Genomic DNA, 14351 nt, shown 5'->3' on the forward strand with positions numbered 1-14351 from the left:
ATGACGGGGCGTACCCGGCCCGAGGTCCGACACGGTACGCCCCGCGGCCTCCTCCAAGAACTTCCTTGGAGCTGCGCTACGACGAGGCCAGCCACACCCCCGACGGCTCCCCGAAAGCTTCCGCGGCCCGGTCCCAGATGATTTCGCCCCGCCTGATCGTGACGTCCGGGCGACCGGTGAAGGTGGATCCCTCGTACGCGGACCAGCCGCACTTCGACTGCACCTGGTCTGCCGTCATGAACCACGTCGCCGCACTGTCGAAGACGACGAAATCAGCGTCGTACCCCACATCGAGGCGGCCCTTGCGTGAGTCGAGGCCGAACAGCTCCGCGGGGTGCTGCGAGCAGAGGCGTGCGATGAGACCGAGCAGTTCGTCGGGCGTACGGTCCGGCCAGCGGCGGCGCATTCCCGTGAAGACCGCGGGCAGCAGTTCCTGAACGCCGGGCAGGCCCGGCGGGGCGTCGGCGGGGGAGAGCGTCTTCTCCTCGGCCGTGTGGGGGGCGTGGTCGCTGCCCAGGGTCGCCAGATCCTGGTGGAGCAGCGCCTCCCAGAGGCGGCTCTGGTCGTGCTCCTCCCGGATCGCGGGGCTCAGCCTGATACGGGCGCCCAGGCGCCGGGTGTCCGTCCGGGTGAACGAGAGGTGATGCGGAGTCGCCTCGAAGGTGAGGGGAAGGCCGGAGTGCCGGGCCGCTGCCAGGAGGTCGCACTCCTCGGCGGAGGAGACGTGCAGGACGTGGGCCGCGGTGCCGTACCGGCGGACCAGTTCCGCGATACGGGCCGCCGCGACGATTCCGCCGCTGCGCGGGCGGGCCGGCTCGTACGCGGAGTACGAGAGCGGCGGCGGCAGATAGGTGTCGAGGAGCGAGAAGACACCGCCGTCCTCTCCGTGGAGCACGACACGGATGCCGTGGTCCGCGGCCACGGAGAAGATCTTGCTGAGCACGCTGTGGTCGTGGATGACATCGGGGGCCGTGTGGTGGCCGGCCATGAAGACCTTGACGGAGGTCGCCACCCGCGGGTCGAGGTCGGCCAGAGCGTCCACGCTCTCCGCACGTACCCCCATGTGGAAGCGGAAGTCCACCAGAGATCTGCCCTCGATGAGGGCGGCCTTGCGGAAGGCGCCCGCCGTGTCGTGCAGGGGCGGGCGCGTGTTGGGCATGTCGATCACCGTTGTCACCCCGCCCGCGGCAGCCGCCCGGCTGCCGTGCTCCCAGTCCTCCTTGTGCGTGAGACCCGGGGTACGGAAATGGACGTGGGAGTCGATCAGGCCGGGCAGGATGTGGCGTCCGGCGGCGTCGATCACGCGCGTGGCGGGCGGCAGGGGAGCGGTCGCGGGGAGGACGGCCGCTATCCGGCCGTCCCGTACGGTGACCGTGCCCGTGCGCACACCCTCCGGGGTGACCAGCTGTCCCCCGTGGAGGACCAGGTCCAGCCGGTCCGGTTCGCGATTGTCGGTCATGACGGGAAGCCCTCCTGGGTAATCAGCTTCAGGCAGAGTTCGTTGGTGGGACCCATCAGGCCGACAGCGCGAACGTCCCGGGCCAGTCGGTTGACGGGGTGGTCGCGCAGGAAGCCCGCGCTGCCGAGTAGTCGCTGCGTCAGCAGGCAGACCTCCTCGGCGACGGTCGACGCGATCACCTTGCTGTGCAGGGTCGCCAGACCGGGGCGGGCGTTGTCGCGGCGGCCCGCGCTCTCGACCGCGGCGCGTGCGCTCTCCACGCGTCCGGCCAGCTCGGCGAGGTGCCGGACGGCGAGGGCGTCGGCGCCGCGCTTGCGGACGTGAACCTCGGCCAGCCGGTGGACCGCGTCCGCGATCCCGACGGCGACGGCTCCGAGAGTCGCACCCGTCTCGCGGACCCCGGCGATGATGGACGCCGCCTTGCCGAGCGGGCCGAGAGCGGCTCCGGCAGGGACGAAGCAGCCGTCGAGTTCGACGGATCCCGTGGCAGAAGCCCGCATGCCCACCAGGTCCATGCCGGTGTCCGCGACCAGCCCGGGTGTGTCCGCTTCGACCAGGAAGAAGCTCTGGCCGTCGCTGCCGTACGTGGTGTCCGTGGAACCGGGCCGGGAGGTCTGTGTCAGTACGAGGTACACCTGCGCGAGCCCGGCCCCGGTGGTGAAGCTCTTGGCGCCGTTGAGCACCCAGCCGCCCGGCGCGGCAACCGCCTCGGTGGCGATGTTGCGCTTGTCCGCGGACGCGCCGGTCTCGCTCCACGCCGACGCGGCCAGCCAACGGCCGTCGGCGAGGCGCGGCAGCCAGTGCGCGCGCTGCTCGTCGGAGGCCCATTCGGCGATCCGGGAGGTGACCGCGAAGTGCTGGAAGAGGATGATGGCGACGGACGGATCGAGGCCGGCGACCTGCTCGACGATCCGGTTCACCAGGAGGGCCCCGCCGCCGTCACCGCCGAACTCGCGCGGCACGGCCGTGGCAAGGATGCCGGATGAGCGCAGGGCGTCCAGGACGGCCCGCGGCAGCCGTCCGGCGCGGTCGGCCTCGGCCGCGTGGGCGTGCAGTACTTCGTAGAGGGCGGCGTACCGCCGGCTGAGTACGGTGCGGTCGGTGACGGCCGGTGGCGCGGTCACACCGTCAATGGCGTCCATGAGGTGGCCTCCTCAGCAGTGTCGAAGGGGTGGACAGCAAGGTCGGTGAGAGGGGCGTCGGGTCCGATCGCGAAGGGACCCGAGAGCAGCCGCGCCTGTTTCCTCCTGACGCTCACCCACTGGAGGAGCGCTTCGGGCTGCTGGTGATCGGACCTGACCTCCGCCACCGCGCGGCCACCGGCGGTGTCGATCTCTATGCGGGCCGATTCCTGAGCCGTCCCGCGGTGGAGGCGCCCGGGCACGGTGCCCGGCACGGTCGCGGCAGTGGCCAGGCACGTGGTGCCGGTCAGCGCGAGGGTGGGATGCCAGGAGGGGACCGAGATGGCCCGCGCGGACAGCCGGTTCTGCTCGTACGAGCCCACGGCCGCGACCTTGGGGAAGACACCGGCGGGGTCCATCTCCAGCATCGCCGAGGCGGCCCGCCTGATGCCCTGCATCTCCTCGAAGACCTCGCGCCCCGCGCCGAACAACGCGGCCCGGGTGTGCAGTCCCAGATCCCGGGCGTCGACGAAGACGTAGGGGTTTCCCAGTGAGACGAGTGAGACGTCGTACTCCGCCCCGGCCGCGGTCACCCGGTCGAGCGGGCGACCCGTCATCAGTACGTTGCTGAGCGCGGTGCCCGGCTGCTGCACCAAGTGCAGGGTGAAGCTGCCGCTGCCGCGGCGGGATTCGTCCACCTCGCAGACGACGTGGTCGCCGTTGTTGAGGACCCGCAGCCGTACGCGGTCTCCCGGCGCGGGCCGCGCCACCAGCCGTCGGGCGCCGGCGACGAGCACCGAGGCCACGATCGAGTGGCCGCAGCTGCCGTGGAAGTCAACCGCGTCGAGCGATTCGGGCAGGCACTGGACGAACCGGTAGTCGAGGTCGAACAGGGGATGGGGCGAGGCCGAGATCAGTGCGATCTTCAGGGTGTTCTGGTGCCCGTCGCGCACGAGCTGACGGCGCACCTCGGTCAGGAGCGGACGCAGCAGGTGGTCGGCTCGGGGGAGGCCTTCGGCGTCGAGCACCAGGGTCGGACACGGCGCCCCCGACGCTTCGGCGAGGTATCCGATCATGCAGCCAGCCCACCGCTCAGGGCGGCGGCCGTCGTGCGTCCCGTCGCTCCGGAACCCGTCGCCGGAGCGAACTGCTCCAGCCACAGTTCGTGGACCAACAGCGACCACAGGGCCAGCGCCGACCGGTCGTTGGGGCGGGCGGCCTGCTCGGCGAAGAGCCGGTCCACCGCGACCGGGTCGAGCAGGGCGTGCCGGCGCAGCCGCGCCGGCTCCAGCAGGTCCCGGGCGAAGGTGTGCAGAGCGGTTCCCGGAACCAGCATCGCGGCGATGGGCAGCGTGAACGGCTGTTTGGGCCGTGCCAGCACGGAGTCGGGCAGCAGCCCTTCGGCGGCCGCGTACAGCACGCGCTTGACCCGGCCGTCCCCCACTTTGAACGCGGTGGGCAGGCCGGTCGCGCAGCGCACCACCGAAGGCTGGCAGAACGGCAGCCGGGCCTCGACGGAGGCCGCCATGCTCAAGTGGTCCACCCTGCGCAGGTGGTAGGCGGGCAGCCGGCTTCCGGTCTCGAACGCCGTGAGGACCTCCAGCCGGTCCCCATCAGCCGAGCCGAGCGTGTCGGCGATCCGGTCGGACGCGGACCGCCGGGACCGGATGAAGTCCCGGTAGGCGGGTGAGTACAGGTTCTCCCGCACGGCCCGCGGCACGGCCGCGAGCGCGTCGAGGTACCCGGTCACCCAGTCGCCGTCGGCCGGCACGTCGAGAGCCGTCCGTATCCGGTCGTAGCCCGAGAAGAGCTCGTCCGCGGCGTCGCCGGTGAGGGCGACCCGGAATCCGGCGTCCCGCACCGCGGTGAACAGCGCGTACGTGGAGAGCGTGATCGGGTCGGCGTTGGGCTGGCCGAGGTGCCAGACGACGTCCTGGAGCAGTGCGGGGAAGTCTCCCGGGTCGATCTCCACCTGATGGTGGCGGGTCCCGCTGCGCCGGGCGACCTCGCGGGCGAAGTGCCGTTCGTCGTGCGGCCACTCGCCCGTGTAGGCAATGTTGAAGCTGTGCAGTTGCGGGGCCGACTCGGCGGCCAGGGCGGTCACCAGGCTGGAGTCCAGGCCACCGCTGGTGATCACCGAAACCGGTACGTCGGCATGGATCAGGCGTTCCGTCTCGAGGCGCAGCAGTTCGCGTACCCGGGCGGCGGCTTCCGCCAGGGTGGCGGGGGCATCGGCGGCCGGCGGCGCCGGGCGGCGGATCGGACGCAGTCCCCGGGAGCGCGTGACGGTCAGTGTCGTGGCGGGCGGCAGGACCCTGATCCCCTCGAACATCGTGCGCTCGCCGAAGGGGGTCTTGGTGGACAGATACTCGTCCAGACCTGCCTCCCGTACGCGGGCGGGGACTCCGGGGAAGGCGAGCAGGGCGGGCAGTTCGGAGGAGAAACACAGCTGCGCGGTGCGCTCGTCCCAGTGGTAGTACAGCGGCTTCATCCCCACCTCGTCGGTGGCCAGCAGCAGGGTCGGCTCCCCGCGCAGGTCCACCACGGCGATCGCGTACATGCCGTCGAGGTGCTGGGTGAAGTCCGGCCCGTACTCGGCGTACAGCGCGGGGAGTACGGATCCGTCACAGGAGTCGTCGAAGCGGTGGCCGAGCGCGGCGAGGCGTGCGCGCAGCTCGGCGTGGTTGTAGATCTCGCCGTTGAAGACGACGGCGAGGTGCGGGCCCAGCCGGTACGGCTGGGCGCCGCCGGACGGGTCCGTGATGGCGAGCCGGTTGGCGCCGAGCGCCCAGCCCGCCCCTACGGCGCAGCTCTGGGCGTCGGGGCCGCCGTGCCGCTGGACGGCGGACACCGTCCGCAGCTCGTGGCGGGACACCTGGGCATCGAAGTGACCGAAGATTCTGCACATGCCGGACTCACCTCACCTCGGGCGACACACGGGCCCGCTGGTAGAGCATCGGATCGAAGGGGGTCGGCCCGCCGCAGGTGGCGAACCGGGGGCCGGCCGGATCCGCGCCGTCGTGCCGGGTGCCGTGCGGGACGCCCGGGGAGGCGTAGAGGACGTCGCCGGGTGCGGCGTCGTACCAGCGGTCCTCGAGGTAGAGCTGTCCCTCTCCCTCGATGACGATGAACGCTTCCTCGCTCTCGGGGTGGATGTGCACGTTGAAGTACTCGCCCGGGCTCATCACCCCGCAGTGCAGGCAGAGTTGGGGCGTGCCGGTGCCCGGCCAGAAGAGGAAGTTCATCGTGGCGGTGCGGTCGGAGGCCGCGGCGTGGCCGGTGCCGCCGAAGCCGCGCAGCTGGGTTTCCTCGTTCCACAGCGTGCTGAAGCGGCGGGGGTCCGTCCCCGGTCGCCGCCCGTCGAGCAGTCGGCTGCGCCATACGTACGCGGTGAGAGTGCCGCCCGTGTGCGCGGTGAGCGAGTACGAGTCCCCCGTGGGCGCGTACACGGCGCCCGCTCGCGCGATCTCGGCCTTCTCGGTGCCCGAGGTCGCGGTGCCCGAGCCGTCGAAGACGACAACGACGTTCTCCTCGTCCGGAGCGTCCCGGGGGTGCCACTCGGCGCCCGGCGGCACCCGGACCACGTCGAGGCGGACGATGCGTGCGCCCAGGTCGGGGCCCACGGCGGTGGCCACGTCGCATCCGTTCTCCGGCCGGAACTCCAGTCCGGCCGCCCGGACGATGGCCCCGTTCGCTCGCTCGGCGGTCATCCGGCACCCTCCTCGGATGCCGGGACGCCACCCTTGCCCCAGTGGCTCCGCTCCACATCACGGACGATCACGGTGACCGCCTCGGCCGGGCAGCCGGCGATGCGGGACACCGAAGCGGTGACCTCCTCGATCAGTTCGCGGCGTTGCTCGTGTTCGGTTCCACTCCACCAGTCGACGGTGACAACAGGCATGGCAGGGCCTTCCATGGGGCGGGTACGGGAGAAGGGGCGCGGGAGCGCCGGTGCGAGCCGGACGACGGGTCAGACGACCTCGGGCGAGAGCCCCGCGGCGATGTAGAGGTTCGCGTCGTACGGCACGGGGCCGCCGACGGAGATGAACTGCGGGGCCGCATCGGCGCCGTCGGGGTTGCGGGTGCCGTGCAGGACCCCGGAGCGGGCGTACACGCCGTCGCCGGGCTCCATGTCGAGCCACTGGTCACCGAGGAAGAACTGGCCGCGGCCCACGAGGGCGAACAGGGCATCCTCGGCGCCCGGGTGTCCGTGGATGTTGAAGGTGTTCCCCGGAGCGGCCACCCCGCTGTTGATGCACAGGTGGGCGCAGCCGTTACCGGGCCAGTGCGGGAAGTTCATGTACGCGCGGGACTCGTTGTCGACCGGGGCGATCTCGCCGGTACCGGCGAACTTGCGGATGGCCGAAGTCGAATCGTGCACGGTGTTGAAGAGCGTGGGGGCGGTGCCGCGCGGTGCGCCCTCGGGGAGCGGAGCCCGCCAGAAGTACACCGTCAGCTCCTCGCTCGTGGCGGTGAAGGAGACAGGGTGGCCGGTGGGCGCGTAGGCGGTGGAGCCGCAGCTCACGTCGGTGGACTCGCCGCCGACCTGGGCGCGTCCCAGGCCCTCGAAGACGATGGCGGTGGTCTCTTCGGTGGTGTACTGGTCGGGCATCCAGCTGGCGCCCTGCGGGATCCGTACGATGTCGACGGAGACGTACTCCGCTCCGACGTGCGGGCCCACGGGACGGCTGATCAGGCAGCCGGCCTCCTCGGTGAACTTCAGCTCCTTGCGGCGGATGATCAGGCCGAAGTCAGGGTGCTGCGCCATGTCGGTTCCTCTCGGTGGAGTGGGACAGGGTGGGCGGATCAGGGTGCGGACACGTGGCGAGTGACGATCGACGCCAACTCGCCCATGGGCCGGTCCAGGGCCGCGTCGAGGGCGGGCACGAGCCGGTCGCCGTACAGCCCGGCGTACAGAGGCAGCGATGGTTGGCCGCCCTGTTCGGTGAGGGCCGCGCCCAGTTCTCCGGGCAGCGGCAGCAGCCGGTCGAGGCTGATGCCGGCGACCCCGAGGAACTGCGGCGGCTTGTGGGGCTCGCCGAGCTCCGCGAAGAACCGGGACAGGACACCGGTCATCTCCGGCTCGTACGACGCCATCCGGTCGGCGCCGATGGCAGCGGAGGGGCCCATCCGATGGGCATGCCCGACGTTGATGTAGTTGGGGCAGATCAGGGTGGTTTCGGGCCGCAGCGGGTCGGGGGCGCCCAGCTCTCCGGCGGCATCGGCGGTCAGTTCCTGGAGCAGGTGGTCAGGACCGATCCTGCGGAGTGTGAAGCCCTGCCGGTAGAGGGTTTCGTGCCAGCGGGGGAACTGCCCCTGGCGCAGGGAGAAGGCGTTCATGAGGTCGACGGGGATCTCGACGGTTCCGTGCGGGAGGTGCAGGCCCACCTCCCGCTCCAGGGCCATCCGGTACATCATCGCGAAGTAGGCGAAGTTGGTGGCGTGCCGGGCCAGTCGCACGGCCCGTGCGTCGCGGGGCGCGAGTTCCCCGCCCTCGGGCGCCTCCGTGCCCGTGGCCCGACCAGGTACGGACTGGGTCAGCAGAACCCGGTGCTTGAAGCGGGGTTGCTTGCTGAACAGCTGAGTGCGTGCGAGCTGTCCCCGTGCGTTCAGCCGCCACCAGACGTGCGGCTTCCAGCGGTTGTCGCTGAGGTTGTTGTGGGTCAGCTGGGTCCGCAGGTGTGATCCCTCGCCGCCGTCGGCGCTGCCCGCGGTGGCGGTCAGCAGCCGCAGGCAGAACCAGGGAAAGGTGACCATGGGGGCGAAGGCGTTCATGCTCACATGGGTGGAACTGTGCACCACCATCGGTGAGTTGATGAACCGGTGCAGGGAGTCGTCGTCCCAGCCGAGCAGGGCTCGCACCTCGTCCCTTTCGGCGGCCGGGGCCCGGTGGACCCGCTGCTCGTTCTCCCGTACGAACTCGGCCAGTTCCCGGCGGCGTTCGCGCGTCCCGGAGTCGGGGGGCCCGGCCGGCTGGAAGGCGCCGATCGCCTCGCCGAGCGTGGGGCCCGCTGGTGCGGCGTCGGGCCGCGCCGGGCCGGGGGAGACGGTCAGGGGTGTACCGGTCAACGCCCCGCCTCCTTGGCGTGCCCCGGCCCGGGCGAAGAGCCGGGCGGGACTGACGGTCCCGATGCCGAGGTCCAGCGCATCCCGGTTCCGCACCTCGGCTCCGAGGCGGCGAGCCGCTCGACGATCTCCGGAGGGAAGCCGGCGCGGTGACGGGTGCAGTCCTCGGCCGTCAGTCCGAAGTCCGGGTTTAATTTAGTGAACACGCAGCTCTCCGATTCTGTGCGTACGGAACGGATGTGCGGGAAATTCAATTGATCAGCGGACGTGAAGCTACCCGCAGTCGAGCACCATGGCAATGAGTCAAAAAGTGAAGCACGTCACATGACAGTCGTGCGGTCCGATCGATAGATTCGCGAACGAATGGAAGAAGCATTCCCCGATAATTCCTCACAGGAGCAATCCATGCAGAAGCCCGTTGCCGTTCTTCACGTCGGATGGATGCCCAGGGCCGTCGCCGCGCTCGTCGCGGCCGGTGCGAACGTGACCTGCGCCGTCGCCCCCGCCGATGCCGTGGCCGCCCGGGCGGCCGGCGCGGCGACGGTCGTCGTGCCGCAGCCCTCGCAGGTGGAGGGCGTGCTCTCCGGGCTCGCGCGCGACGGCCTGGCCCTCGCCGACTACGACGTGATCTGCAGCGTTCTGGAGTTCTGCCTGGTCCCGGCCGCGGTGTTGCAGGAACTGGCCGGGCTGTCGCAGGGTGCGGCCCTGCGCACGCTGGCCATGCGCGACAAGTACGTACAGAAGCGGTTGGTGCGGGGTGCCGGGGTGCCCGCGGCGACGAGCGAGGTGCTGGAGTCGCTGGCGGCGCCGGACCTGGCTGCCCTCACGTTCCCGAAGGTGCTCAAGCCTCTCGACGGTGGCGGCGCCCGGCACACCTATGTGCTCACCGACGAGAAAAGCGCGCGCGAATGCATGGCCCTGGCTGCTGTCGGCGGCGAAGGGCCATGGCTGCTGGAGGAATACATCGACGGAACCGAGTTCCAGGTGGACGGGCTCGTCCGGAATGGTGAAATAAAGGCCCTTTCAGTCTCCCGCTATCTACAGAATCTCATCGAAGTGCACGAGGGCGGACTGGTCGCCCATGTGGCGCTGCCTCCCGCCGAATACCCGCGGTTGTACGAGGAAATTCGGGATGTCGCGGAAACCTCCTTCAAGGCGTTGGAGTACCAGGACGGCCCGTTCCATCTGGAGGTGTTCCAGGAGACGGCCGGCGGGCGGATCGTCTTCGGCGAGTGCGCGGCCCGGGTGGGCGGGGGCCGCACCGACGACGTGGTGGAACTGGCCTTCGGGGTCAACCTCCGATCCGAGTGGGCCCGGCTGATGCTCGGCAGGCCCTCCGCGTTGGCCGCGCCCGCCTCCCACACCACCGAGGGCGCCTACGGCGGCATGAACCTGCCCGCCCCGGCGGGCCGGGTCCTGGCCATGCCCGGCCTGGACGAGGTGCTGGCCCGACCGGGTGTGGTGCGGGCCCAGTTCGACATCGCGCCCGGCCAGGTGATGCCGGACGTCACCGCCGCCTCCCACCTCAGGGCCGGTCTCGCCGTCGTCCGGGGTGCGGACGACAGCGAGGTGACGGCCCGGATGCGTGACCTCGCCGACTGGTTCGCCGGAAGCGTCGAGGTCGCGCCCACCGTCACAGAGTGAGCAGGAGCTCCGACAACGGCCGGTCCGGCTGCCCGGTGAGCAGGCCCAGCGCTGTCACCAGGCGGCCGGCGAAGTCGCTTACGTACGCCGCCGGGTACTCGGACGCGTAGTGCAGGACCTGGAGCCGCAGCGTCTCGCCCTCCCGCAGCAGCCACATGTGCAGGCCGGGGGAGTCCGCGTCCTCCACGAGGTGGTACGGACTCACCTCGACGCCGTCGCCGAAGCCGAGGCCGGAGCCCCATACGTCGTTGTACATGAAGTACACCCCGGGGTCCTTGCGGAAGCCGGCGGGCAGTTGGGGCCAGATCCCGCGCCGGACGTACATGGCGGGCATGTCGCCGTGCGCCGTGGCGCCCAGGATGCTCTCCCGCACGGCGCCGACCAGGTCCCGGAAGGAGCCGGAGAGGTCCACGTCGGTCGTGGGGAAGACGCCGTTGGCGAACCAGCCGACGGTGTCCTGGTACGCGCCGTCCAGCCGGTTCGCGTTGGTGGTCAGCAGGGTGACGCGGGGCTGTCCGGTGACGTGGGCGACCAGTGCCTTCACCACGGCCATCGAGACGCAGTAGGGCGTGGCCCGCAGGGCCAGGGATGTCTCCCGCAGCGTCCGGGCGGTCTGCGGTGCCACGTCCAGGACCAGCGAGGAAGGCTGAGCCAGCTCCCCGGTGCCCTGATGGCCGGGCAGTCGCAGACCGAAGTCGGCGGCATCCGAGGGAAGTTGGCTCTGCCAGTACGAGGTCAGCTCTTGCTGCCGGCCACTCTCCCAGTGCTGCCACTGCCCGGCGGCCCACTCCGCGTAGGCGCCGGATCCGGCGGTAGGAGCGGGGAGTTCACCGGCCGTATAAGCGGCCGACAGGTCTCTGGCGAAGGTGTCGAGCGACCAGCCGTCCGCGATCATGTGGTCGAAGACGAAGACCAGCATGTGTACGTGGGCCTCGCGGCGGACGGCGAGGGTCCGCCACAGCGGGGCCCGCGAGCGGTCGAAGGGCCGGCGCACGTAGCCGCGCAGGAACTCGTCGAGTTCCGCGTCCGGTATCCCCTCGTCGTCCCTCGTCTCCAGGCTGACCTCGGGACAGGGCTCCACCGTCAGCAGCGCGCGGTCCCCCGACGCCCGGAACGAGGTGCGCAGCGACTCGTTCCGCTGTGCCACCTGGCGCAGCGCCGCGCCGAGCCGGTCGGTGTCGAGCGGGCCCGTGACCCGGTACACGACGTGGAACTGCAGGAGGGGCGCCTGCGGATCGCGCAGCGCGGACAGCAGGGCCCACTCCTGGGCCATGGAGGCCCGGCCGCGGTGGGCGGTGTCCCGGCCGGTCGCCGCTCCGGTGCCGAGGGACTGCTCCGCCGTGACCCGCTCCGCCACGTCCCCGATGCTCTGCGCGGTGAAGAACGCCTGGGCGGGTACCTTCACGCCGAGCTCGCGCTCGATGCGGCCCAGCACCTGGAGGGCGAGGATGCTGTCGCCGCCCATGTCGTAGAAGTTGTCCTCGGCCAGGACCGAATCGTCCTCCAGGACGGCGCGGTGGATGCCGAGCACGGCGTCATGGAGCGCCGTGTGGTCGGGTTCTGCTGCGAGGGACATCAGCTCTCCTTGAGGGGGGCCGGGCAGTACTGCGCGTAGAAGTCCTTGATGATCGAGGTGACGGGGCCGTCGGGGCGCACGACGTCGGCGTGTACGCCGTCCATCAGGACGCAGGAGAAAAGGGGGTCGCGACGCGCGCGGAGCGCGGCTCGTTCCGTCTCCGGGACCACATGGCTGTCCCGCGGGACGACCATCAGTACGGGGATCCCGGCAGCCGTCAGCATGCCGAGCAGGTGGGTGTAGTCGTACTCCCATTTGAGGAAGCTCGACTCCGCCCATTCGCCGCCCTCGATCCGCTGCGGCCGCCGCTCCAGGGACTGGTCGAGCAGGACGAGGCTGCGGACCCGGGCCGGTCCCATGGCCACCGCGTGGACCAGGCCGACCAAGGCGCCGTACGAATAGCCGATCACGTGGGCGGGCGAGGGCAGGACGTCGGTGACACGGTGTACGTCGGCCGCGTAGTCCAGGGGCGAGTAACCCCAGGCAGGAGCGGGGCTCGACAGGTGGTCGCGCAGGGTCGGAAGCAGTGCGATCTCGCCCTCGGAGCACAGGGCGTCGCTCAGGAAGCGCAGTTGGGTCCTGTCGTCCCCCAGCCCGTGGAGCAGCAGAAGAGGGGAGTCCGTCCCCCGGACGCCGGGGCGACCGGGAATGATGTCGTATGCGAGCAGGGCCACCCCGTCGACCGCGGTGAGGTAGGGCGTGGACGGGAAGAGGTCCGGCTCAGCCATGGTTCTCCTCCCACTCCTTCATCAGGGCGTCCCGGTCCGTCTTTCCGTTGACCGTGCGGGGCAGCGCGGTGACCACCTGGTACCGGGCCGGCTGCATGTACGAGGGGAGTTTCGCCGCTACGTGGTGGCGCAGCTCGCGGATGTCCGGCAGCTCTCCCTCGCGGGCGAGGAGGACGCAGAACAGGCGCTGCGCACCGCCGGCCGATGCGCGGGGCCAGGCGATCGCCTCCACGACGCCGGGGTGTGAGCGCACCGCGTTCTCGATGTCGCCCAGTTCCACGCGGTGTCCACGGAGTTTGACCTGGAGGTCGGCGCGGCCGTGGTAGGCGAGTTCGCCGTCCTTGGTACGGCTGACCAGGTCGCCCGACCGGTAGTAGCGGATGCCCTCCGGGCCCGGGGGGAAGACGGCGAAGCGCTCCGTGTTCAGCTCCGGACGGTTCAGGTATCCCTCCGTCACCTGTGGCCCGGCCAGCCAGAGTTCACCGCATGCGCCGGAGTCCTGGATCTCGGATCCGTTCCGGTCGACGACGCGTACCGTGAAGCCGGGCAGGGGCGCGCCGATGACGGATGCGTCGCCGTCGGCGTCGGAGCGGGTGACGCGGTGAAAGGTGGCGTGGACGGTGACCTCGGTGATGCCGTACATGTTGACCAGTTGGGGTCGGTCGAGGCCGTGGGCGTCCGCCCAGCCGCGCAGGACCGCGGGGGTGAGCTTTTCGCCGCCGAAGACGACGTACCGCAGGTCGGGCAGGTCACGGCCGTCGGAGCCGCGGGTGTGCAGCAGCATGGCGAACGCGGTCGGTGTCTGGTTGAGGACGGTGATCCGTTCGTCGGCGAGCAGCTCCAGGAGCTGCTCGGGCGCGCGGGTGACCCACTGCGGCGGGACGACCAGGGTCGCGGCCGTGGAGAGCGCTCCCCACACCTCCCACACGGAGAAGTCGAAGGCAAGGGAGTGGAACAGCAGCCACCGGTCCGACGGCCCGAAGGCGAACAGCCCGCGGGTGGTGTCGAGCAGGGTGACGACACTGCCGTGGCGGACCGGTACACCCTTGGGCACGCCGGTGGTTCCCGAGGTGTAGATGACGTACGCGGGACTGTCCGCGGTGGGCGCGGCCATCGGTGGTACGGGCTCGGTCTCCGGCAGCCCGGACACGGGGCCGGAACGCAGCGAGGCCACCTCATCGGTGGTGGTGTGAGCGAGCCCGGCGCCCCAGGAGGGGGCCGGCTCACCGACGAGGTGACAGGCCCCGCTGTCGGCGACGACGAACTCGTTGCGCTCGGCGGGGTTACGCAGGTCGAGCGGGACGTAGGCGGCTCCCGAGCGCAGGATGCCGAGGATGGCGGCGACTGCGTCGCAGCCGGCCTCCATGCGCAGCGCGACCCGGTCGCCCGGGGCCACACCGCGCTCCCGCAGCCGCTGGGCGATGCGCCGACTCCATGTATCCAGTTGGCGATAGGTGAGCTGTGCGGTCCCGTCGGAAACGGCTATGCCGTCCGGATGCCGGACCACGCTGTCGGCGAACACGTCGACGAGGGTGCTTCGGGCCTCCTGCTCCGGCACGGGCACCGGTGATGTGGATGTCATGTCAACCTCTGGTCCCGGAGGGGGTGTCGGCGCGGGTCGATGCCGTCGAGGGCGCGGGGGAACAAGCGGTCACGGTCCTCCGCAGCGCCACCGAGGCGGAGCGGAGAGCCGGTTCGCGGGCGAGGGCCGCCTCGGGTTCATAGGGCGCTCGCGACGGGCCGGGCGGAGGTGAACG

At 71.1% G+C, this 14351-nt stretch carries 12 protein-coding genes; 1 reads left to right on the forward strand and 11 read right to left on the reverse strand.

Annotated elements, in window-relative coordinates:
- Window positions 1–76: 76 nt before the first annotated feature.
- The 8 genes from ACWCWD_RS34730 to ACWCWD_RS34765 all read right to left on the reverse strand — a co-directional run bounded on the left by ACWCWD_RS34730 (window position 77) and on the right by ACWCWD_RS34765 (window position 8649).
- Window positions 77–1459 (reverse strand): dihydroorotase, encoded by a 1383-nt coding sequence (locus ACWCWD_RS34730; protein ID WP_450779252.1) that lies wholly within the window; start codon window positions 1457–1459, stop codon window positions 77–79.
- Window positions 1456–2601, reverse strand: coding sequence for an acyl-CoA dehydrogenase family protein (locus ACWCWD_RS34735; protein ID WP_450779254.1), 1146 nt, complete (start codon window positions 2599–2601; stop codon window positions 1456–1458). The genes ACWCWD_RS34730 and ACWCWD_RS34735 overlap by 4 nt, the downstream gene beginning before the upstream one ends.
- Window positions 2580–3656 carry a PrpF domain-containing protein gene (locus ACWCWD_RS34740; protein WP_450779256.1) on the reverse strand — a complete coding sequence of 359 codons (1077 nt, stop codon included), beginning with the start codon at window positions 3654–3656 and terminating at the stop codon, window positions 2580–2582. Before ACWCWD_RS34740 ends, ACWCWD_RS34735 begins: the two co-directional genes overlap by 22 nt.
- Window positions 3653–5488: an asparagine synthase (glutamine-hydrolyzing) gene (asnB, locus tag ACWCWD_RS34745; RefSeq protein ID WP_450779258.1), complete on the reverse strand. Its 1836-nt coding sequence runs from the start codon at window positions 5486–5488 to the stop codon at window positions 3653–3655. The genes ACWCWD_RS34740 and asnB overlap by 4 nt, the downstream gene beginning before the upstream one ends.
- Before the next feature lie 7 nt (window positions 5489–5495).
- On the reverse strand, window positions 5496–6290 hold the full coding sequence (locus ACWCWD_RS34750) for a cupin domain-containing protein (protein WP_450779260.1): 795 nt from the start codon (window positions 6288–6290) through the stop codon (window positions 5496–5498).
- The gene (locus tag ACWCWD_RS34755) at window positions 6287–6481 is read right to left on the reverse strand and encodes a tautomerase family protein (RefSeq protein ID WP_390957799.1); all 195 of its coding nucleotides are present in this window, start codon (window positions 6479–6481) and stop codon (window positions 6287–6289) included. The genes ACWCWD_RS34750 and ACWCWD_RS34755 overlap by 4 nt, the downstream gene beginning before the upstream one ends.
- A 69-nt stretch (window positions 6482–6550) precedes the next feature.
- Window positions 6551–7348 carry a cupin domain-containing protein gene (locus tag ACWCWD_RS34760; protein WP_450779262.1) on the reverse strand — a complete coding sequence of 266 codons (798 nt, stop codon included), beginning with the start codon at window positions 7346–7348 and terminating at the stop codon, window positions 6551–6553.
- A gap of 38 nt (window positions 7349–7386) precedes the next feature.
- Window positions 7387–8649, reverse strand: coding sequence for a hypothetical protein (locus ACWCWD_RS34765; protein WP_450779264.1), 1263 nt, complete (start codon window positions 8647–8649; stop codon window positions 7387–7389).
- Between the two features lie 402 nt (window positions 8650–9051).
- Here ACWCWD_RS34765 and ACWCWD_RS34770 point away from each other — a divergent pair, with 402 nt between their 5' ends.
- Window positions 9052–10290 carry an ATP-grasp domain-containing protein gene (locus ACWCWD_RS34770; RefSeq protein ID WP_450779266.1) on the forward strand — a complete coding sequence of 413 codons (1239 nt, stop codon included), beginning with the start codon at window positions 9052–9054 and terminating at the stop codon, window positions 10288–10290.
- On the opposite strand, the gene ACWCWD_RS34775 is transcribed toward ACWCWD_RS34770, so the two are convergent.
- From ACWCWD_RS34775 to ACWCWD_RS34785, 3 genes are read right to left on the reverse strand one after another with little or no spacing between them, the layout of a single operon-like run.
- Window positions 10280–11866 carry a condensation domain-containing protein gene (locus tag ACWCWD_RS34775; RefSeq protein WP_450779268.1) on the reverse strand — a complete coding sequence of 529 codons (1587 nt, stop codon included), beginning with the start codon at window positions 11864–11866 and terminating at the stop codon, window positions 10280–10282. The two genes, ACWCWD_RS34770 and ACWCWD_RS34775, sit on opposite strands and share 11 nt — an antisense overlap.
- Window positions 11866–12594 (reverse strand): alpha/beta fold hydrolase, encoded by a 729-nt coding sequence (locus ACWCWD_RS34780; protein ID WP_450779270.1) that lies wholly within the window; start codon window positions 12592–12594, stop codon window positions 11866–11868. Before ACWCWD_RS34780 ends, ACWCWD_RS34775 begins: the two co-directional genes overlap by 1 nt.
- Window positions 12587–14176 carry an amino acid adenylation domain-containing protein gene (locus ACWCWD_RS34785; RefSeq protein ID WP_450779272.1) on the reverse strand — a complete coding sequence of 530 codons (1590 nt, stop codon included), beginning with the start codon at window positions 14174–14176 and terminating at the stop codon, window positions 12587–12589. Before ACWCWD_RS34785 ends, ACWCWD_RS34780 begins: the two co-directional genes overlap by 8 nt.
- Between the last annotated feature and the right edge of the window lie 175 nt (window positions 14177–14351).

The sequence above is a fragment of the Streptomyces sp. NPDC001493 genome, assembly GCF_053597235.1.

What these genes read in the sequence shown, in the direction of transcription:
- ACWCWD_RS34730 (WP_450779252.1), bottom strand. Translation starts at nt 1,459, where the DNA reads ATGACCGACAATCGCGAACCGGACCGGCTGGACCTGGTCCTCCACGGG.
- ACWCWD_RS34735 (WP_450779254.1), bottom strand. Translation starts at nt 2,601, where the DNA reads ATGGACGCCATTGACGGTGTGACCGCGCCACCGGCCGTCACCGACCGC.
- ACWCWD_RS34740 (WP_450779256.1), bottom strand. Translation starts at nt 3,656, where the DNA reads ATGATCGGATACCTCGCCGAAGCGTCGGGGGCGCCGTGTCCGACCCTG.
- asnB (WP_450779258.1), bottom strand. Translation starts at nt 5,488, where the DNA reads ATGTGCAGAATCTTCGGTCACTTCGATGCCCAGGTGTCCCGCCACGAG.
- ACWCWD_RS34750 (WP_450779260.1), bottom strand. Translation starts at nt 6,290, where the DNA reads ATGACCGCCGAGCGAGCGAACGGGGCCATCGTCCGGGCGGCCGGACTG.
- ACWCWD_RS34755 (WP_390957799.1), bottom strand. Translation starts at nt 6,481, where the DNA reads ATGCCTGTTGTCACCGTCGACTGGTGGAGTGGAACCGAACACGAGCAA.
- ACWCWD_RS34760 (WP_450779262.1), bottom strand. Translation starts at nt 7,348, where the DNA reads ATGGCGCAGCACCCTGACTTCGGCCTGATCATCCGCCGCAAGGAGCTG.
- ACWCWD_RS34770 (WP_450779266.1), top strand. Translation starts at nt 9,052, where the DNA reads ATGCAGAAGCCCGTTGCCGTTCTTCACGTCGGATGGATGCCCAGGGCC.
- ACWCWD_RS34775 (WP_450779268.1), bottom strand. Translation starts at nt 11,866, where the DNA reads ATGTCCCTCGCAGCAGAACCCGACCACACGGCGCTCCATGACGCCGTG.
- ACWCWD_RS34780 (WP_450779270.1), bottom strand. Translation starts at nt 12,594, where the DNA reads ATGGCTGAGCCGGACCTCTTCCCGTCCACGCCCTACCTCACCGCGGTC.
- ACWCWD_RS34785 (WP_450779272.1), bottom strand. Translation starts at nt 14,176, where the DNA reads ATGACATCCACATCACCGGTGCCCGTGCCGGAGCAGGAGGCCCGAAGC.